The following is a 20,618-nucleotide window of genomic DNA, read 5'->3' as shown; positions in this document are numbered from 1 at the left end:
TCAGTCGACGAGTTTCAGTCCGATGACACAGCCCACCAGGGCGACGATCAGCAGCGCCTTGACGAGGGAGAACCCGTCACCGCCGAACGTCATCGCGTAGAGCACGGTCAGCGCCGCGCCGATTCCGACCCAGACCGCGTAGGCGGTCCCGGTGGGGATCTCCCGCATCGCGAAGGCCAGTCCGGCCATGGATGCGAGAAGCGCTCCGACGAAGACCACGGACGGCCACAGCCGAGAGAGCCCCTCCGAGCGGCCGAGTGCTGTCGCCCAGACGGCTTCGAGCACGCCGGAGAGAATGAGAACGATCCAGGACACGATCCGACTCCTTGGCCAGTCTTGTCGCTCACCGGGTACTGAACCGTCGTCCGGGGCCCTGCGTGGGCCTCGCACCAGGGTAGCAAAGCGGGTTGCGGCGTGTTACGACGCCCGCCGGAGAGCGTCGGCGGCGTCGGGTAGCGTGAGGCCATGGCAGATCGCGAATACGGTTTCCGCACGCGGGCGATCCACGCGGGCAACATCCCCGACCCGGTGACGGGAGCGCGCGCGCTGCCGATCTACCAGACCAGCGCGTTCGTGTTCGACGACACGGCGGATGCCGCGGCGCGCTTCGCCCTGCAGAAGTACGGCAACATCTACTCGCGTCTCGCCAACCCGACCGTGGCCTCGTTCGAAGAGCGGGTCGCCAGCCTCGAAGGCGGCCTGGGCGCCGTGGCGACGGCCTCCGGCCTCAGCGCGCAGTACATCACCTTCGCGTCGCTGGTCGGCGCGGGCGACCACATCGTCGCGTCCGCGAACCTCTACGGCGGATCGATCACCCAGCTGGATGTGACCCTCCGGCGCTTCGGCGTCGAGACGACCTTCGTGCAGAGCGCCGATCCGGCGGACTACGCCGCCGCGATCACGGACCGTACGAAGCTCGTCTTCGCCGAGACCATCGCCAATCCGTCCGGCGAGATCGCGGACATCGAAGGTCTGGCGGAGGTCGCCCACGCGGCGGGCATCCCGCTCGCCATCGACTCCACGATCGCGACCCCGTACCTCAACCGGCCGTTCGAGTGGGGAGCCGACATCGTCATCCACTCGGCCACCAAGTTCCTCGGCGGCCACGGCACGACCCTCGGCGGTGTGGTGGTCGAGAGCGGGCGCTTCGACTGGCACTCCTCGAAGTTCCCGCTCTTCGGCGAGCCGGTGCCCTCGTACGGCGGGCTGCAATGGTCGGGCAACTTCGGCGAGTACGCCTTCCTTACCCGGCTGCGCGCGGAGCAATTGCGCGACATCGGCCCGGTGCTCGCACCGCACTCGGCCTTCCTGCTGGCGCAGGGCGTCGAGACGCTGCCGTACCGCATCCAGGCGCACGTCGACAACGCCCGGGCGGTGGCCGAATGGCTGGACGCCGACCCGCGCATCGAGAAGGTGTTCTGGGCCGGACTGCCCGAGCACCCGCACCACGAGCGTGCGCTCAAGTACCTGCCGAAGGGGCCGGGCAGCGTGTTCAGCTTCGTCGTGAAGGGCGGCCGAGAGGTGGGCCAGAAGTTCATCGAGTCGGTGAACCTCGCCAGCCACCTCGCCAACATCGGCGATGCGAAGACGCTGGTCATCCATCCCGCGTCGACCACCCACGCGCAGTTGACCGAGCAGCAGCTGCTCGACGCGGGTGTGCTGCCCGGCGTCGTGCGCATCAGCGTCGGGATCGAAGATGTCGACGACATCATCTACGATCTCGATCAGGCGCTCACGATCGCCGTCGAGGAGGCGAACGCAGCATGACGACTGCCACCGAACCCACCACCGAGTCCACCGCGGAGTCCACGACCGAGGTCCAGCTCGCGAACGGGCTGAGCTGCGCGCTGCCGTCCGACTCCCCGCTCGCCAAGCTGCTGAAGTCGCAGCGCACCTGGGTGGGGCCGGACGCCAAGGAGCGCCTGAAGATCCTGCGTGGCGCGAAGTCCGTCGCGATCGTCGGCGCGTCGCCCAACCCGGCCCGCTCCTCCTACTTCGTCGGCACGTACCTGCAGCAGTCGAGCGACTACCGGCTGTACTTCGTCAACCCGAACGCCGACACCATCCTGGGCCAGAAGGCCTACCCCGACCTCGCGTCGCTGCCCGAGGTGCCGGACATCGTGGATGTGTTCCGCAAGCCCGCCGACATCCCCGCCGTCATCGATGAGGCGCTCGCGATCGGCGCTCCGACCGTGTGGGTGCAGCTGGGGATCTGGAACCAGGAGGCCGCCGAGTACGGCGAGTCCAAGGGGCTGACGGTCGTCATGGACCGCTGCATGAAGATCGAGCACGCCCGCTTCCACGGCGGACTGCACCTGCTCGGCTTCGACACCGGCCAGATCACCGCGCGCAAAACGCTCCGCTAGACCCCTCCCCTCACGAACAGCTCCTGAGTTTTTCGCACGAATGGATGGTCAGAGCGCGAAAAACTCAGGAGCTGTGAGCTGAGAGGCGCGACATCTCAGGCGCGCGCCACGATGTGGAAGACGTGCCAGTGCTTCGGGCCCTCGAAGGACATGCCACGGCGGTCGTCCTCCACCAGCTGCACCACATCCATCCCAGCGAGCATCCCCTCCACCTGGGATCGGTCGTGGAAGCTCATCCCTGACCGGCCGGCCCACTCGTCGTGCGGGCCGAACAGCTCCCCCGCGAACACCCCGCCGGGCCGCAGGGCCTCGCGGATGTCGGCCCACAGGTACGGGAAGTGCGACTCGTCGCAGAACGGCAGCGCGAAGCCGGCATAGACGAGATCCGCGGGCGGCAGCTCCCCCAGCGTCTCGAACGACGCGCGCCGCACCTCCACCCGCTCGGATGCCTCCCCTGACAGTCCCGAGCGCACGCGTTCCTCGACCCCAGGGTCCGCATCCACCGCCAGCACCCGCCACCCGTGCTCGGCCAGATGACGCGTCTCGACGCCGTCGCCGCAGCCGAGATCGACCGCGTCGCCCGGCTCTCCGTCCCACGCGGCGAGGGCGCTCTGGAAGGTCGGCCGCACGCCGCGTCCGCCCTGCTTCCCGTAGAACTGCGACCAGTCGAACGCCATGTCGCCGAGCCTACGCGGAGCGCGGCACGGCCGGGCCAGCCACACGCAGCTGTCTTTCGAGTCACCCGGCGCCGCCCTAACTTGTCAGGCAGGCGGCCACCGGCGCTCTCTCGCAGCTTCGGTCGGGGGCGGAGCGCCGGAAGGAAGTTCACATGCGTCAGCGGAAACCGAGCGTCCGACGAGCGATCGTGGCCGCCGTCGCCATCCTGGGCCTGACGGTGGCCGGCATCAGCGTCGGCATCCCGGCGCCTCGCGCCGCAGCGACGACCGCGGGCACTCCGGGCACTCCGCAACCGCCGACCGCCCTGTTCACCGAGGACTTCTCCGGCCAGAACGCCGCATCCACCGCGATCAAGATCACGTCGTACCAGGGCACGCCCGGCAGCACGTACGTCCCCGGCGTGTCGGGCGCGAACTCCGAGACGTACTACGCCGACCCGCGCTGGGCGGACGGCCTGTACTGCAACGGCTACATCGTGAACGGCTCGACGACCCCGGCGCCGCCCGGCTGGAACTCGGGATGCCCGATCTCGGGCGTGCAGATCCTCGCCAACGCGATGGGTCAATACCAGGGCTACTCGACGGCGGCAGCGGCCCAGAACCAGGCGGTCACGGCGTACACCGCGAGCGGCACCGTCCCGGGCATCCAGTTGAGGACGAACACGGCCATCCCCGCGGTTCCCGGCCACTTCTACCAGGTGACGTCGATCGTCGCCGCGACCAACTGCGTCGCGAACAGCTCCGGGAACCCGGCCGAGACGCTGTCGCTGTTCATCAACGGGGTCAAGAACGTGCTGGCGTCGCAGCTCGATCCCTGCAACTACCCCGGCGCCGTCCAGTACGGCTCGGGACCCTTCGGACCCACCATGGTCGCCGGCCTCACCTCGGCGGCGATCAAAGTGCCGAGCACGGGGACGCCGACCGTCGGCATGCAGCTCGAGAACCAGAGCGCGGTGGTCGCCGGCAACGACGGCGCGTTCGACCTCCCCCAGATCCTGGACGTCACCCCGCAGCTGGACAAGGCGTTCAGCCCGGCGACCATCGCCTCCGGCCAGACCTCGACGCTGACCTTCACGATCACCAACACCTCCGAGCTCGCGGCGAAGAACGGCTGGTCCTTCCACGACGACCTGCCTGCCGGTGTGACGGCCACCGGGGTGAACGCGACGACCTGCTCCAGCGGAACCGTCACGGCCGCGGCCGGATCGACTTCGGTCGTCGTCGCGAACGGCACCCTGACCCAGGGCCAGAACGCCTGCACCGTGACCGTGCAGGTGACCGCGACGGTGCCGGGCACCTACACGAACGGTCCGGGCAACTTCCCCGAGGGGACGGCCGGGCTCGACGGGCTGAACCCGCCGGCCGACACGCCGCTGACGGTGACACCGCCTGCCTCCCTGCTCGTGACCAAGGCGTCGTCCACGACCGCGATCACGCGGGTCGGGCAGGTGGTGACGTACAAGTTCGTGGTCACGAACCGGTCGCAGGTGACCCTGCACGGCATCTCGGTGGTGGATGCGCAGACCCCGCCCGCTTCGCAGGCGAACCTCTCCGCGATCCTCTGCGAGACGCAGACTCTGGCGCCGCAGGCATCCACCACCTGCACCGCGCGCTACACCGTGACGCAGGCGGACCTCGACAACGGCTCCGTGCACGACACCGCGACCGCGAGCGGTCTCGACCCGGGCGGGGCGACCGTCACCGCGCCGCCGGCCACCCTCACCATCACGAGCGCCCGCCCGGCGATCTCGGTGGTCAAGTCGACGACGACCACGCTGGCGAGCTCGGTCGGCCAGCAGATCCCGTACCGATTCCTCGTGACGAACACCGGAAACGTGACCCTGTTCGGCGTCTCCGTGACCGACACCCCCACCCCTCCGGCGTCGTCCGCGAACCTGTCGGCCATCACCTGTCCGAACCCGGCTCTCGCGCCGGGCGAGTCACAGTCGTGCACCGGCACGTACACCGCGACCCTCGCGGACCTGCAGAACGGCACGCTCGCGGACTCGGCGACGGCCTCCGGCACCCCGGAGGGTGGGACCGCGGTGACCTCCGCGCCGTCCGACCTGTCCATCCCGACCCAGCTGCCCGGTTCGCTGACCATCCGGAAGGCGACGACGACGGCCGCGGTGACGGCGATCGGCCAGGTCATCCCCTACACCTTCCTGGTGACCAACAACTCCACCGTCGTCGTCAACAACGTGGTCGTCACCGACACCGTCGAGGCGCCGTCGTTGCCGGCCAACCTGACCACCCCGAGCTGCCCGCAGACGACGCTGGCGCCGGGTGCGTCGACCACGTGCACGGCGTCATACCGCGTCACGTCCGCCGATGTGAACGCCGGGGTCGTCGCCGACCACGCCCGCGCGTCCGGGACCGATCCCGTCGGCAACCCGGTGCTCTCCTCGCCGTCGCGCGTCGAGCTGTTCTCCCCCGTCTCCGCACTGACGATCGTGAAATCCACCACCGCGACCTCGGTGTCGGCCGTTGGCCAGCTGGTCCCGTACGCGTTCCTCGTCACGAACACCGGAAACCAGGTGCTCACCAACGTGGCGGTCGCCGATACGCAGGTGCCGCCCGCCTCACAGGCGAACATGTCGGCGGTCTCGTGCCCGCAGACCACCGTCAACCCCGGCGCGTCGATGTCGTGCACAGGGACGTACCAGGTGACGGCGGCCGACCTCGGCAACGGGTCGGTGAACGACTTCGCGACCGCATCCGGCCGGAACCCGGCGGGGGCCACCGTCACCTCCCCGCAGTCGGCCGCATCGGTCAACGCGACGCCCGCGGCCCTGACCATGGTCAAGGCCTCGTCGACCAACTCCTTCAACGCCGTCGGTCAACCGGTGCGGTACACGTTCACCGTCACCAACAACTCGTCGACCACGTACCGGAACATCACCATCCAGGACACCCAGGTCGCGCCGGCCACGCAGAGCCGGCTGTCGCTCATCACCTGCGACCGCACCACCCTCGCGCCCAGTCAGGTGGCGGTCTGCTCGGCCACCTATTCGGTGACCGCGGCCGATATCACGAACGGATGGCTCAGCGACTTCGCGACAGCGACCGGAGTGGATGTGGCCAGCAACACCTACACGACCGCGCGGTCGAGCACGATCATCCCGGCCATCCAATCGCCCGCCATCACCGTGACCAAGACGTCGACCGTGACCCGGATCACGGCGCTCGGCCAGGAGGTGCCGTACGTCTTCACCGTCCGCAACACGGGAAACGTGGACGTGACCGACGTCACCGTCACCGACACCCAGATGCCGCCGGCCACCCCGGCGAACATGAGCGCCGTGACGTGTCCGCCGGGTGCGCTCGCACCGGGCGACACCGTCGACTGCACCGGCACGTACACGGTCACGCAGGCGGACCTCGACCACGGCCTCGTCGCCGACACCGCGACCGCGCGCGCGACCGACCCGACCGGGAACCCGGTGGATGCGCCCGAGACCCGGCTCCGCATCACCGCCAACCCGGCGCTCACCATCGAGAAGTCGTCGACCACCACGCTCATCACCGCCATCGGCCAGCAGGTGCCGTACGAGTTCCTGGTGACGAACATCCGCACGACACCGGTCTCGAACGTGCGGGTGGACGACACGCAGATCTTCCCGTCGAGCCAGGCGGGGATGTCCGCGATCGTCTGCGACGACGTCACGCTCGCGCCGGGCGCCTCCACGCTCTGCCACGGCACCTACACCGCGACCGCCGCCGACATCGCGAACGGCGCGGTCGACGACTCGGCCGTGGCGGAGGGCACCGACGCGAACGGCCTGCCGCTGCCGCCGTCCGAGCCGTCCGAGCTCGCCATCCCGGCGCAGCAGTCCCCCGAGCTGACGGTCGCGAAGTCGTCCAGCACCTCGGTGATCACCGCGGTCGGCCAGACCCTCACTTATCGCTTCCTCATCACGAACACCGGAAATGTCCGCATCGACGGCGTCGATGTGGAAGATGTGCAGCTGCCGCCCGCGCAGCAGGGCAGCCTCTCGCCGATCGCCTGCCCGTACCCGTCGCTCGAACCCGGCCAGTCGCAGACCTGTACCGCCACCTACACCGTGAGCCAGGCCGACGTCGCCAACGGCTCGGTCGCCGACTTCGCGGTCGCCACCGGAACGACGCCGGGCGGCGTCGCCGTGCGGTCGACGCCCGACGCCCTCAGCATCCCGGCGCCCTCCACACCGCCGGCGATCTCCATCGTGAAGTCCTCGTCGTCACAGGGCGTCAGCACCCTGAACGAGCAGATCCCGTACAGCTTCGAGGTGACCAACAACTCCGCGGTCACCCTCACCGAGGTACGGGTGACCGACACGCAGGCGCCGCCGGCGTCGCAGTCGAACCTGTCGTCCGTCACCTGTCCGTCCACGACTCTCGCGGCCGGTGCGTCGATGACGTGCACGGCCACCTATACGACGACCCAGCCCGATTTCGACCACGGACGGATCGACGACTCGGCCGTGGCGACCGGGCGCGACCCGGGTGGCACGGTCGTGCAGTCGTCGCCGTCGACGTTCGTGGTGCTGGTCGACCCGGTCGACAACAGCCTGACGATCGACAAGCGCTCCACCACCACCACGATCACGCAGGTCGGTCAGCAGGTTCCGTACCAGTTCCTGGTCACCAACACCGGCACCCAGACCATCACCGCGCTGTCGGTGACGGATGTGGTCGCCTCGCCGTCGGCGCAGTCCAACCTCAGCGCGGTGACCTGCCCGACCACTCCGTTGGCACCCAACGCCACGGCGACCTGTACGGCCACGTACACGACCACCGAGGCGGACCTCAACAACGGGTCGGTGAACGACTCGGCGACCGCGCACGGGACGACACCGGCCGGGCTGCCCATCCACTCGGGCGAGGATGCGCTGAGCATCCCCACGGTCGCCGCGCCGGCCATCACCCTGGTGAAGTCGTCGACGACGACCGCCGTGGTGCGCGCCGGACAGCAGATCCCGTACCGGTTCCTGGTCACCAACACGGGCAACGTGACTCTCGCGAACGTGGCCGTGACCGACACGGTCGCGCCGCCCTCCCTCCCCGGCGGCCTGACCGCCGTGACCTGCCCGACGACGACGGTTCCGCCCGCCGGGACGGTGACCTGCACCGCGACGTACACGGTCACCCAGGCGGACATCGACCACGGCACCGTGAACGACACCGCCACTGCGAGCGGCATCCAACCGGCCACCCCGGGAAACCCGAACCCGGCGCCCACGACCTCCGGCCCCTCGACCGTCTCCCTCCCGGTCAACTACCAGGCCGAGCTGACCATCCTGAAGTCCTCGCCCGCACCCGAGGTGACGCGCGCAGGCGAGACCATCCCGTACACGTTCCTGGTCACCAACACCGGCAACCTGTCGATCTCCGACATCCAGGTCACCGACACGGTCACCGCGCCGTCGGACCCCGCGAACCTGACCCCGGTGGTCTGTCCCGTCACGGTGCTGGCGCCGGGAGCCTCCACGACGTGCACGGCGAGCTACACCACCACCCAAGCGGATGTGGACAGCGGCCAGGTGCACGACACCGCGATCGCATCGGGCCGGCCCGCCCCGAGTCCCGGCGACCCGACCCCCGGGCCGGTCGTCTCGACCGGATCGCAGGTGACCCTGCTCGTCGCCTCCGACCCGGCGCTGACCGTGGTGAAGTCCTCCCCGCAGACGGCGAACCCGCCGACGGCGGCGGGCCAGCAGATCCAGTACGAGTTCCTGGTCGAGAACACCGGCAACGAGACCCTGGCGGACGTGACGGTCGAGGATGTGCAGGTGGCGCCGGCGACCCAGGCCAACCTCTCGCCGGTGACCTGCCCGACGGGTCCGATCGCGCCGGGCGCCCGGATCACCTGCACCGCGACGTACACCGTCACCCAGGCGGACGTCGACAACGGCGCCATCACCGACCAGGCGACCGCCTCCGGACAGCCGCCGACCACACCGCAGAACCCGAACCCTCCCCGGATCACGTCGCCGCAGACGACGCTCACCGTCTCGGCCGCTCCCGCACCCGCGATCACCGTGACCAAGTCTTCGCCCACGGCGACCGTCACGCAGCCCGGGCAGGTGGTGCCGTACGCGTTCCTGGTGACGAACACCGGAAACGTGACGCTCTCGGGGATCGCCATCGACGACCAGGTCGCCGCCCCATCCTCTCCGGCGAACCTCTCCGCGATCAGCTGCCCGCAGACCGCGCTCGCACCGCAGGCCACGACGATCTGCACGGCGACCTACACGGTGACGCAGGCGGACGTGGACAACGGATCCGTCGTCGACAGCGCCACCGCGTCCGGTCTGCCACCCGCGACCCCCGGCGACCCGAACCCGCCCGCCGTCGTCTCGCCCGTCTCCACCGTCACCATCGACGCGGACCGGGTCACCGGGATCACCGTCGTGAAGAGCTCCACGACCACCGCGGTCGCGCAGGCCGGGCAGCAGGTGCCGTATGAGTTCCTCGTCACGAACACCGGAACAGTCACCCTGTCGGGGATCGTCGTGGACGACCAGGTCGCCGCGCCCTCCGATCCCGCCAACCTGTCGGCGGTCACCTGCCCGCAGACGGCGCTGGCGCCGGCCGCGACGATGACCTGCACCGCCACCTACACCGTGGCCCAAGCGGATGTGGACAGCGGCTCGGTCAGCGACACGGCCACGGCGACGGGGGCGCCGCCCGCCACGCCGACTGATCCCAACCCGCCGACGGTCAGCTCGCCGATCTCGTCTGTGACGATCGCTGTGGCCGACCAGCCCGCGCTCACCGTGGCCAAATCGTCCACCACGCCGGCGATCACGCAGGTCGGGCAGGTCGTGCCGTTCGCCTTCCTCGTGACCAACACCGGAAACGTCACCCTCACCGGCATCACCGTCGACGACCAAGTCGCGGCGCCCTCCGACCCGGCGAACCTTTCCGCTGTCTCGTGTCCGGTGACCACGCTCGCGCCGACCGCGACGACGACCTGCACCGCGACGTACACGGTGACGCAGGCGGATGTCGACAGCGGTGCGGTCGCGGACAGCGCGACGGCGTCGGGCACCCCTCCCGCGACTCCGTCCGATCCGAACCCGCCGACGGTCGGCTCACCCGTCGACACGCTCACGATCGCCGTCACGCAGGCTCCGGCGCTGACAGTGGCGAAGTCGTCCACCACGACCGCAGTGACGCAGGTCGGCCAGGTGGTGCCGTACGCGTTCCTGGTGACGAACACCGGAAACGTGACGCTGAGCGGCATCCAAGTGGACGACATCCAGGAGTCCCCGGCCAGCCAGAGCAGCCTCTCGGCCGTGACCTGCCCGCCCGGTCTCCTCGCGCCCGGCGGCCAGGTCACGTGCACCGCCACGTATACCGTCACCCAGGCGGACGTCGACCATGGCAGCATCACCGACCGCGCCACCGCGTCCGGGCTGCCGCCCGCGACCCCGGCCGATCCGACGCCGCCGCGCACCGCCTCCCCCGAGAGCACCCTCAGCATCCCGTCGCCGGCGACGTCGTCGCTCACCGTGACCAAGTCGTCCACGACCGTGGTTGTGAGTCAGGTCGGCCAGGTCGTGCCATACGAGTTCCTCGTCACGAACAGCGGCACCAGCACGCTGACCGCCGTGACGGTGGCCGACCAGGTCGCAGCTCCCTCCGATCCCGCGAACCTGTCGGCCGTCGACTGCCCGCAGGGCACGCTCGCGCCCGCCCAGACGATGACGTGCACCGCCACCTACACGGTCACGCAGGCGGACCTGGACAACGGCTCGGTCACCGATACCGCCACCGCGACCGGCACCCCTCCGGCCACGCCGACCGACCCCACGCCGTCGCCCATCACGTCGCCGCCGTCCACCGTCACCCTGGCCGCGACCCCGGCACCCGGCCTGACCGTCGACAAGACCACCGAGACCGGAGCCGTGACCATGGCCGCGCAGCAGGTCGTCTTCCAGTTCGCCGTCCAGAACACCGGAAACGTCACCCTCGACGGGATCGTCGTCACCGACACCGTCGCCGCCCCCTCCGACCAGGCGAACCTCTCGCCCGTCTCCTGTCCGGCCGCCGTCCTCGCACCGGGAGAGCGGATGACGTGCACCGCCACCTACACCGTCACCGCCGCGGACATGATGCTCGCGACGTCGATCAGCGACACCGCGGTCGCGACCGGAATCGGGCCGGACGGAGTCCGCGTCGGTTCGCCGGAGTCCACCCTGGCCCTGCCCGTGCGCGCGATCGCGCACCTCCCCATCGTGACCGGCTGAGCGCATCCCACCGAGCGTCGTCCGCACTGGCTAAGATCGGCGGGTGCAGTCCGCGCCCCCGCCCCCTCGCGTCGCCGTGCTCGGCCCGGTGCTGGTGGAGGACCGTGCCGGCGCGCTGGCAGAGCCCGCCGGTGTGCTCGGCAAGAGCCTGATCGTGGCCCTGGTGCTCGCTCGCGGCGTCGCGACGGTCCCGTCCCTCGTCGAGGACCTCTGGGATGACGCCCCGCCCCGGCAGGAGCGCGCGGCGCTGCAGACCCTCGTCTCGCGCGTGCGGACGACCAGCGCCGACGGTCTGCTGGAGTCCACGCCGAGCGGCTATACGCTCGCGGTCGCGCCCGAGCAGACCGACCTCGGGCTCGCCCGTCACTGCCTCGACCGCGCCACCGCCGCCCTGCGCTCGGGCGACACCGCCTCCGCGATCGCCGAGACGACGCGTGCGCTCCGATTGTGGCGCGGCGAACCGGGTGCCGAGCTGGGCAGCTCGCCGCTCGCCGACGAACTGCAGCGCACGGCCGCCTCCCTCCGCGACGAGCTGCTGCTCCTGCGCGCCCGCGCCCGGCGTGCGGCCGGCGATCCGACCTCCGCCCTCGACGACCTGCGACCGCTCCTCGAGAGCCGCCCGCTCGACGAGACACTGCGGCTGGAGCAGCTGCGGGCGCTCGCCGACGCCGGACGGCGCAGCGAGGCGCTGCTGGCGTTCGCCGAGCTGAAGGAGGCGCTCCTCGACCGGCTCGGCACCCGCCCCGGCCCCGAACTCGTCGCCCTCAACGCGGAACTGCTCGCCGCCGACGAGGACGAGCGGCCCAGCACTCCGCGCCGCGTCCGGATCGGGCTCCGCACCGCGCCTAACGCGCTGGTCGGCCGCGAGTACGACCTTCAAGCCGTCGAAGACCTCATCGCCACTTCCCGGCTGACGACCATCCTCGGCGCCGGCGGCCTCGGCAAGACCCGTCTGGCGCAGGAGGTCGGCAATCGCGCCGTGCACACCCCGGCCGTCATCGTGGTCGAGCTGGCGAGCGTCCGGTCGGGCGAGGATGTGGAGCTCGCGTTCGCGTCGACCCTCGGCATCCGCGAGGCCCGTGCGACGCGGGCGGCCGACCCCGGCTCGCAGCTCGACCTGCGCTCGCGCATCCTCGGCCTGCTCTCCGAACGCGAGACCCTGCTCATCGTCGACAACTGCGAGCACATCGTGGATGCGGCGGCAGCGTACGTGCAGGACATCCTCGACTCCACCACCAACGTCCGCGTGCTGGCGACCAGCCGCGCTCCGCTCGCGATCGGGGCCGAACGCGTGTATCCGCTCGACTCGCTCAAGAGCACCGACGGGGACGCGGCGCACGCGTCGGGTGCCCCGGCCGCATCCAGCTCGTCGCCCGCTGACGCCTACGGCCCGGCCGTCGCCCTGTTCGTCGAGCGCGCCCGCGCCGCACGACCCGGAGCCGTGCTGCCCCTCGACGTCGTCGCCCGGCTCTGCGACCGGCTCGACGGCCTCCCGCTCGCCATCGAGCTCGCCGCCGCGCGCACCCGATCGCTGTCGGTGGATGAGATCGAGCGGCGTCTCGGCAACCGTTTCGCCCTGCTCACCGGCGGCGAGCGCACCGCCCCGGAGCGGCACCGCACCCTGTTCGCCGTCATCGAGTGGAGCTGGAACCTCCTCAGCACGTCGGAGCAGGCGCTGCTGCGGCGGCTGTCGCGCTTCCCCGACGGCTTCAGCGCCGAGGCCGCGGAGGCCGTCGCCGGCTCCGGCGCCGTGACCGTGCTGGACGATCTGGACGCGCTCGTCGCGCAGTCGCTGGTGACCGTGACCGAGGACCGCAGCACCGGACTCCTCCGCTACCGGATGCTGGAGACCGTCCGCGAATTCGGCGACCACGAGCTGGTCGGCGCCCGCGAGGAGGACGCCGTGCTCGTCGGGATGGACGCGTGGGCCGTGGCGTTCTGCCGCGAGACGCTGTCGCTGATGCACGGCCCGCAGCAGGTGCCGACCTTCCAGCGCGTGACCGCGGAGCAGGACAATCTCGTCACCGTGCTGCGCTCGGCGATCGACGGCGGACGGCGCGACACCGCCGCGGTGGTCTTCGCCACGCTCGCCTACTACTGGTCGCTCCGCAGTGCGCACTCGGAGGTGCTCGGCTTCGGCTCGGCGATCATGGACCTGCTGCAGGGGTGGGAGCCGGAGGGCGAGCTCCGGGAGGCGGTCGCCGCGACCTACACCATCGTGGGCGGCACCTTCCTGTTCGTCGATCTGCGCACCTCCGCCCGGGCGATCTCTCGGCTGCGCAGGCTCCGTCGACGACAGCCGTTCGCCGACTCCCGGCTGGATGCACTCGCCGCGCTCGTCCTGCACGCCGGCCGGGCCGACACCGGCCTGGATCTGCTGCGCACCTACGCCGACTCGGACGATCCCGAGCGCGCGGCCATCGGCAACCTGCTGCTCGCGCAGCTGCACGAGAACTCCGGCGAGCTGGATCAGGCGCTCGAGCGCGCAACGCGCGGGTGGGAGGCCGCCCAGGCCGCCGGGGACGCCTGGTCGCTGGCGTCCGCCGCCCAGGCCATTGCGCAGTGCCACAGCCAGCTCGCGCATCCCGCCGAGGCTCTGGAGTGGGCACAGCGCGCCCACGACCAGATGTCGCAGCTGCAGGCCGACGGCGACCTCCGCCAGCTCGACTGGCTGATCGCGATGAACGCCATCGCGAACGGCGAGACCGCTCGCGGCCGCACCCTGCTGGAGCGGTACCTCGCCGTCGAGATCGACCGCACCGGCTTCGACTACGCCGACTACTACGCGATCGGCTACGCCGGGATGGCGGAGATCGCGGTGGCGGAGGGCGACCTGCCCGAGGCGTTGCGGCTCTACGACGAGGCGCTCGCCGCGTTCGGCGGCGCGCCCACCACCGGCGAGCGCATCCTGAACCCGTGGACGATCGTGCTGGGGGCGGCGGCGCTGGTCGTGCGGCTGCGCGTGCTCGCCGCGGACCCGACCGTCGTCGACGCCGCGGAGACGGATGCGGCGGCCGCGGCACTGCGCACGCGCATCCTGGTCACCTCCCGCCTCAACCCGCCGTCGCTCGACCGGCCGGTCACCGGGTCCGGCCTGTCCGGGTTCGCGGTGTGGATGCTCGACCCGCGAACGGCCGAGCGGCATCCCGACGGCTGGGTGGATGCGGGGCTGACGCTGTTCGCACTCTCCGGCCGGGCGAACGCCCGGCAGGACGTCGCGAGCCTGCACCAGGACGTGCTCGCGGACCGGATCGCGGAGACGTGGGGGCGCGAGCGCCTGCGGGCCGCCGCCGCGTCCGTGGCGGCCGTCCCGCCCGCCGAGGCCGTCGTGCGCGGGCTTGCGCTGCTCTCCGACGTGCGCCCCTGACCCGGCCCCGCGTCCTTCCCTCCCGTCCCGTCCGCCCCTTCCCACGCCCTCCGTGGGTCGCAACACGCCGTTATGCGCGCGCCATAACGGCGTGTTGCGACCCACTCGTTCGTGGATGAGCAACTTTGGTTGACAAAGTCGGATAAGCAACTATAGTTGCTTCCATGACTCCGAAAGCACCGTTCCCCGACCCGGTCGGAGGCGTCGCCGACGGCCTCGCCGCGGTGGTCGCCCTCCGTGAACTCGCCGACCGCCTCGAAGACGCCGAGGTCGAGCGCGCGCTCCGCGAAGGCTGGAGCTGGACCCAGATCGCCGACGCTCTCGGCATCACGCGGCAGGCGGTCCACAAGAAGCACCTGCGCCGTGTCGCCGCGGCCGGCGTCGAATTGAGGAGACGCAATGTCTGAGATCGCTCCCGGCTCCACCCAGAACGTGCCCGGCCAGCCGCTGTCGCGCGCGTTGCGTCCGGTGATCATCCGCTCGGTCGCCGAGGCGCAGCAGCGCAGCTCGTCCACGGTCGAAGCCGAACACCTGCTGCTCGCGCTGTCCCGCGAGGGAAGCGAGCCGGTGCGCACCGTCCTCGCCGCCGCCGGCCTCGACCCGAAGGGCCTCGACGCAGCGCTGGCCGACGAGCGGGCCGCCAGCCTGCGCGTCGCCGGTGTCACCCCGCCGCCGGCCGAACGCCTGTCGGCGTCGCCGCGCGTCGTCCGCCCCCGCTGGGGCGCCTCCGCCCGAGAGGCACTCGTCCGCGCCCACCGGGTCGCCGCCGCCAACCGGCGGCAGCGGTCGGGCGAGCTCGACCTTCTCGCCGCCCTCCTCAGCCTCGAGCTCGGCACCGTGCCACGCGCCCTCGCTCTCGCCGACATCGACCGGCAGGGACTCCTCGCGTCGGCACGCCGCGCGGCCTGACCTCAGCGCCGCTCGCACCGCATCCTGACACGCGCTCACGCGCTCTTACATCCCCTCGCCCGCGCTGTAAGCGGCACGTGAGGGCGATGCAAGCGCGCCCGCGCACTATCGGAGCATCACCATTCCAACCAGGAAAGGAACACCATGACTCGAAGCTCCGAGTGGGCCGTCGAAGCCCACGGGCTCGTCAAGGTCTTCGGCGACAACCGCGCGGTCGACGGCGTCGACCTCACCGTTCGCGCCGGCGCCGTCTACGGCGTCCTCGGCCCGAACGGGGCCGGCAAGACCACCACCATCTCCATGCTCGCCACCCTGCTGAAGCCGGATGCCGGTGAGGCCTTCATCTTCGGCCACGACATCCGCAAGGAGCAGCAGGTCGTCCGCCAGCTGATCGGCGTCACCGCGCAGTTCGCCTCGGTCGACGAGACCCTGTCGGCCAACGAGAACCTCATCATCTTCTCGCGCCTGCTCGGCCTGAGCGGGCGGGAGGCCAAGCAGAAGACGGCCGAGCTGCTCGAGGAGTTCGGGCTGACGGAGGCGGCGAAGCGCCCGCTGAAGAAGTTCTCCGGCGGCATGCGCCGGCGCCTCGACCTCGCGGCCAGCCTGATCGCGCAGCCGCCGCTCATCTTCCTCGACGAGCCGACCACCGGGCTCGACCCGCGCACCCGCGCCCAGATGTGGGACACCATCCGCCGCCTGGTCGCCACCGGATCCACCGTGCTGCTCACCACGCAGTACCTGGACGAGGCCGACCAGCTGGCCGACCGCATCGCGGTCATCGACCGGGGCCGCGTCGTCGCAGAGGGCACCGCCGACGAGCTCAAGGCCTCTGTCGGAGAGTCGTCGCTGCAGCTGCGCATCAGCGACCCGGCCGACATCGAAGACGCCCGCCGTGCCATCCAGACGGTGCTCGGGGTGGATGCGGTGGTGTCGCCCGAGGGCTCCCGCATCACCGCTCCCATGCGCAACGCGGACGCGGTCACCGACCTGTTCATCACGTTCCGCGAGGCGGGCATCCACCTGTCGGAGATGTCCGTGCAGAAGCCGACGCTCGACGAGGTGTTCCTCACCCTCACCGGCCACGGCGTCGAAGACGAGAAGGCGGACGAGGCGTCCGCCGAAGAAGGAGAGAAGGTCTCCGCATGACCGCCCTGACCACCATCACCCCGCCGTCCGAGCGGCGGCTGAAGAACCACGTGAGCCTGAGCCAGACGCTCGCCAACACCGTCACCATGGCGCACCGCGGCCTGCTCAAGATCAAGCGGACGCCGGAGCAGCTGATGGATGTGACGCTCCAGCCGGTGATCTTCACCGTCATGTTCGCGTTCCTGTTCGGCGGCGCCCTCGCGGGCAGCGTCCAGGCGTACCTGCCGCAGCTGATCCCGGGCATCCTCGTCCAGACGGTGATCACGGCCTCCGTGGTCACCGGCGTCCAGCTCCGCGAGGACATGGACAAGGGCGTGTTCGACCGCTTCAAGTCGCTCCCGATCGCGCGCATCGCCCCGCTCTCGGGCGCCCTGCTCGCGGACACCCTGCGGTACACGATCGCCACGGCGGTCACGTTCATCGTCGGGTTCGCGATGGGCTACAAGCCCGGAGCCGGGGTCGGCTATGCGGCGCTCGGCGGCCTGCTCGTCATCGCCTGCGCGTGGGCGATCAGCTGGATCTTCGCCTTCTTCGGGGTGATCGCCCGGACCGCCGGCTCGGTGCAGGGCATCTCGTTCCTGGTGCTGTTCCCGCTGACGTTCTTCTCGAACGCCTTCGTGTCGCCCAGCACACTCCCGAGCTGGCTGGAGTGGTTCGTGAACATCAACCCGGTGTCGCACCTGGTCACCGCGGTCCGCGACCTCGCCAACAGCGGCACCTTCGGCGCCGACGGCTGGATCGCCCTCGCGGGCGCCGCCGTGATCGTCGCGGTGTTCGCCCCGCTGACGGTCCGCGCCTACATGCGGAAGGCCTGACGCCGACACCCGGTCCCGTGAATGGCGGCCGTCGCATCCTGCGGAGGGATGCGGCGGCCGCTTCCCCGTCCCCGCCGCCCTAGCCGCCCGAAAACCACGATTTGCCCCAAATCTCGGTTAACGCCGCCCGAAAACCGCGATTTGGCGCAAATCGTGAGCCTCGGCGCGATCGAGTCCACCGCGCGGGCGTCGCGGCTCGCGCACGGATCGTGCGCGGATGCGCGCGGGAACGCGGGAAAGCCGCGCGGACAGCGACATACACTGGAGAAGTGACAGCGTACGTCTCGGCCTTCGACCTGTTCTCGATCGGCATCGGCCCGTCGAGTTCGCACACCGTCGGACCCCTCCGAGCGGCCGCCGCGTTCGCCTCGCGGCTCGACGACGCAGGGATGCTCGACCGCGTCGACCAGGTCACCTGCGCTCTCTACGGCTCGCTCGGCTCCACCGGCATCGGCCACGGGACACCGGACGCGGTCATCGCCGGACTCCGCGGGCTGCAGCCCGAGACCTGCCGCCCGGAGGACGTCCGCGGCGCCTGGGCGGATCTCACCCCCGGCGCGACGCTCCAGCTCGCCGGCCGCCGCAGCATCCCGCTGTCGAAGGACGACATCGCCTTCGAACCGCGCACGCGCCTACCCGGCCACCCCAACGCCCTGACCCTGCGAGCCTGGGGCCGCGACGAGAACGGAGAGCGGTCACCGCTCCCCCTGCTCGAAGAGACCTACTACTCCATCGGCGGCGGATTCATCCGCCGCGACGGCGAGGAGGCCGACCTCGCGGCACGCAAGGCGCATCCGCTCCCGTACGACACCGCCGAGGAGCTGATCGCGATCTGCGACCGGGAGTCGATCCCGATCTGCGAAGTCGCCCGCCGCAACGAGGTCGCACTGCACGGGGAGGACGCGACGCGCCAACGCCTCGACCTCATCTGGGAGGCGATGGCCGAGTGCGTCGCCCGCGGACTCTCCGGCGACGGGACACTGCCCGGCGGCCTCGGCGTCTGGCGCCGCGCCGCGAAGATGCGACAGCACCTGGAGTCCGTCCAGGACGACCCGGGCCGCGCAACCGCTCTCGAGTGGCTTCATGCGTTCGCGCTCGCGGTGAACGAGGAGAACGCGTCCGGCGGCCGGGTGGTCACCGCGCCGACGAACGGCGCGGCCGGCATCGTCCCGGCCGTCGCCCACTACTACCTGCGGTTCGTGCCCGGCGCCTCCGCCGAGGGCATCCGGCAGTACCTGCTCACCGCGACGGCGATCGGCTCGCTGTTCAAAGCCAACGCCTCCATCTCCGGAGCCGAGGGAGGCTGCCAGGCGGAAGTCGGATCGGCGTGCGCCATGGCGGCCGGCGCCCTCTGCGCGGTGCTCGGCGGATCCCCGCGCCAGGTGGAGAACGCCGCCGAGATCGCGATGGAGCACCACCTCGGCCTCACGTGCGACCCGGTCGGCGGCCTCGTCCAGATCCCGTGCATCGAGCGCAACGCGATCGCCTCCTCGACGGCCGTGTCGGCCGCCCGCCTCGCCCTGCACGGCGACGGCTCGCACCTGGTGTCGCTCGACACCGTGATCGAGACCATGCGGCAGACCGGTCTCGACATGTCGACCAAGTACAAGGAGACCAGCGAGGGCGGCCTGGCGGTCAACGTCATCGAGTGCTGAGGATGCGGTGGCGCCGGATGCGGTGGCGCCGGATGCGGCGCGCCGAATCGCAGACTCAGAGCAGGTTCGAAGGCACGGGCCATACGCTGCGATCATGACCGTGATGGACATCCCCTTCCACACCATCGACGGCGAGCAGACCTCCCTCGCGGCATTCGCCGGGAAAGTCGTCCTCGTCGTCAACGTCGCCTCTCGCTGCGGGCTCGCTCCGCAGTACGAGAAGCTCGAGAAGCTGCAGGAGACCTACGGCGACCGCGGGTTCACCGTCGTCGGGTTCCCGAGCAACCAGTTCCTCCAGGAGCTGAGCTCCACCGACGCCATCAAGGAGTACTGCTCCACTACCTGGGGCGTCACGTTCCCGATGATGGAGAAGGTGCGGCTGAACGGGCGCAACGCCCACCCGCTGTACCAGGAGCTCACCAAGTCGCCGGATGCGGAGGGCAAGGCCGGGCGGGTGAAGTGGAACTTCGAGAAGTTCGTGATCACGCCCGACGGCGCCGTGTACCGCTTCCGCCCGCAGACCGAGCCGGACGACCCGGCCATCCTCGGGCTGATCGAGGAGTCACTGCCCGCCGCTGCCTGAGCGGCGCACCGGCGGTCAGGCTCACGCCCGACGGAACCAGCGGCCTCCGACGCGTTCGGTGAGCCGCCACGGACCGGTCTCCGCGACCGAGCGGAGGCCGGCGACGGTGTGCTCGGCGACCCGCAGGGCGGACTGCGCGGAGTCCTCGGTGAACCGGACGGTGATGCGCGCTTCGCCGGCCACGACATCCACGCTCGACGCCTCGACGACGGCGAACTCGCGGGCGGCGTCTGCGGCCGCCGGTTCCACGGAGCGCGGGTCCACTCCCGGGCGAAGACGGCCGACGGCGACGATCACGCGGAAGGAGGGCACCCGCTGAGCCTACGCGCGTCGCGGAGGCGGAATCGATCGAGCAGGCGTACCCTGACTCGGTCAGAAGCACGATCGGGGGATCGGAAGGGGTGCGCTGGTGCAGGATGCGCAGATGGATGAGCGGGCACGGGCCGACGAGCCGGTGACCGCCGAATTGCGGCTGGTGTCGGACGAGGACGTCCTCACCGCCGAGGAGCGGAACGAGCTGGGCGCACTGCTGCGCGAGCGGCGGCGCGGCGACCTCGCCGAGTCGCAGCGCATGGCGGAGTCGCTGGGTGTGCTGCTCGCGTCGCGGTCGGAGTCGACCGCCGACGACGAACACGATCCGGAGGGCCCGACGCTGTCGTCGGAGTGGAGCCGGTTGCAGGCGTTGCGGTCGGATGCCGCACACGACATCGTCGCGGTGGATGCGGCGCTCGAGCGGCTGCGGATGGGCACCTACGGCGTGTGCGCACGCTGCGGGCAGCCGATCGGCGTGGACCGCCTGCGGGCGCGGCCGACCGCCGAGCTGTGCATCCGGTGCGCGGTCGCCGTCGAGAGCTGATCGGTCGGCG

14 protein-coding genes and 1 riboswitch are annotated in these 20,618 nt (G+C 70.9%); of the genes, 11 read left to right on the top strand and 3 right to left on the bottom strand.

Annotated features, from left to right (window positions below; genetic code table 11):
• Positions 1–315, bottom strand: a complete 315-nt coding sequence (locus AXZ95_RS16760) for a multidrug efflux SMR transporter (RefSeq protein WP_018191639.1) — start codon at positions 313–315, stop codon at positions 1–3.
• A 10-nt stretch (positions 316–325) separates the two neighbouring features.
• Positions 326–388: riboswitch (guanidine-III (ykkC-III) riboswitch) on the bottom strand.
• A 77-nt stretch (positions 389–465) separates the two neighbouring features.
• On the opposite strand from AXZ95_RS16760, the gene AXZ95_RS16755 reads away from it, so the two are divergent.
• Positions 466–1,767 carry an O-acetylhomoserine aminocarboxypropyltransferase/cysteine synthase family protein gene (locus AXZ95_RS16755; protein ID WP_018191640.1) on the top strand — a complete coding sequence of 434 codons (1,302 nt, stop codon included), beginning with the start codon at positions 466–468 and terminating at the stop codon, positions 1,765–1,767.
• Positions 1,764–2,366 carry a CoA-binding protein gene (locus AXZ95_RS16750; protein WP_018191641.1) on the top strand — a complete coding sequence of 201 codons (603 nt, stop codon included), beginning with the start codon at positions 1,764–1,766 and terminating at the stop codon, positions 2,364–2,366. Before AXZ95_RS16755 ends, AXZ95_RS16750 begins: the two co-directional genes overlap by 4 nt.
• A gap of 95 nt (positions 2,367–2,461) precedes the next feature.
• Here AXZ95_RS16750 and AXZ95_RS16745 read toward each other — a convergent pair whose 3' ends face one another.
• Positions 2,462–3,043 (bottom strand): class I SAM-dependent methyltransferase, encoded by a 582-nt coding sequence (locus tag AXZ95_RS16745; RefSeq protein WP_018191642.1) that lies wholly within the window; start codon positions 3,041–3,043, stop codon positions 2,462–2,464.
• A 152-nt stretch (positions 3,044–3,195) separates the two neighbouring features.
• On the opposite strand from AXZ95_RS16745, the gene AXZ95_RS16740 reads away from it, so the two are divergent.
• The 8 genes from AXZ95_RS16740 (at position 3,196) to AXZ95_RS16705 (ending at position 19,752) form a co-directional block, all read left to right on the top strand.
• Entirely contained in the window at positions 3,196–11,277 is an 8,082-nt protein-coding gene (locus AXZ95_RS16740) for a choice-of-anchor D domain-containing protein (RefSeq protein ID WP_018191643.1), read from the top strand.
• 43 nt (positions 11,278–11,320) lie between these two features.
• Positions 11,321–14,644 carry a BTAD domain-containing putative transcriptional regulator gene (locus AXZ95_RS16735; RefSeq protein ID WP_018191644.1) on the top strand — a complete coding sequence of 1,108 codons (3,324 nt, stop codon included), beginning with the start codon at positions 11,321–11,323 and terminating at the stop codon, positions 14,642–14,644.
• Between the two features lie 164 nt (positions 14,645–14,808).
• Positions 14,809–15,051, top strand: a complete 243-nt coding sequence (locus AXZ95_RS16730; protein WP_018191645.1) for a helix-turn-helix domain-containing protein — start codon at positions 14,809–14,811, stop codon at positions 15,049–15,051.
• On the top strand, positions 15,044–15,553 hold the full coding sequence (locus AXZ95_RS16725) for a Clp protease N-terminal domain-containing protein (protein ID WP_018191646.1): 510 nt from the start codon (positions 15,044–15,046) through the stop codon (positions 15,551–15,553). The genes AXZ95_RS16730 and AXZ95_RS16725 overlap by 8 nt, the downstream gene beginning before the upstream one ends.
• Before the next feature lie 144 nt (positions 15,554–15,697).
• On the top strand, positions 15,698–16,699 hold the full coding sequence (locus AXZ95_RS16720) for a daunorubicin resistance protein DrrA family ABC transporter ATP-binding protein (RefSeq protein ID WP_018191647.1): 1,002 nt from the start codon (positions 15,698–15,700) through the stop codon (positions 16,697–16,699).
• On the top strand, positions 16,696–17,514 hold the full coding sequence (locus tag AXZ95_RS16715) for an ABC transporter permease (RefSeq protein ID WP_018191648.1): 819 nt from the start codon (positions 16,696–16,698) through the stop codon (positions 17,512–17,514). Before AXZ95_RS16720 ends, AXZ95_RS16715 begins: the two co-directional genes overlap by 4 nt.
• 269 nt (positions 17,515–17,783) lie before the next feature.
• Complete coding sequence (locus AXZ95_RS16710) at positions 17,784–19,169, top strand: L-serine ammonia-lyase (protein WP_018191649.1); 1,386 nt, start codon at positions 17,784–17,786, stop codon at positions 19,167–19,169.
• A 94-nt stretch (positions 19,170–19,263) separates the two neighbouring features.
• Entirely contained in the window at positions 19,264–19,752 is a 489-nt protein-coding gene (locus AXZ95_RS16705; protein WP_018191650.1) for a glutathione peroxidase, read from the top strand.
• 21 nt (positions 19,753–19,773) lie between these two features.
• Here AXZ95_RS16705 and AXZ95_RS16700 read toward each other — a convergent pair whose 3' ends face one another.
• Entirely contained in the window at positions 19,774–20,064 is a 291-nt protein-coding gene (locus AXZ95_RS16700; protein WP_018191651.1) for a hypothetical protein, read from the bottom strand.
• Between the two features lie 112 nt (positions 20,065–20,176).
• On the opposite strand from AXZ95_RS16700, the gene AXZ95_RS16695 reads away from it, so the two are divergent.
• Positions 20,177–20,608 carry a TraR/DksA C4-type zinc finger protein gene (locus AXZ95_RS16695; protein ID WP_018191652.1) on the top strand — a complete coding sequence of 144 codons (432 nt, stop codon included), beginning with the start codon at positions 20,177–20,179 and terminating at the stop codon, positions 20,606–20,608.
• Positions 20,609–20,618: the final 10 nt, after the last annotated feature.

Origin of the sequence: Leifsonia sp. 115AMFTsu3.1 (assembly GCF_004362795.1) — a bacterium.
Lineage (GTDB): Bacteria > Actinomycetota > Actinomycetes > Actinomycetales > Microbacteriaceae > Leifsonia.
This window is presented reverse-complemented; position numbering and strand designations above follow the sequence as displayed.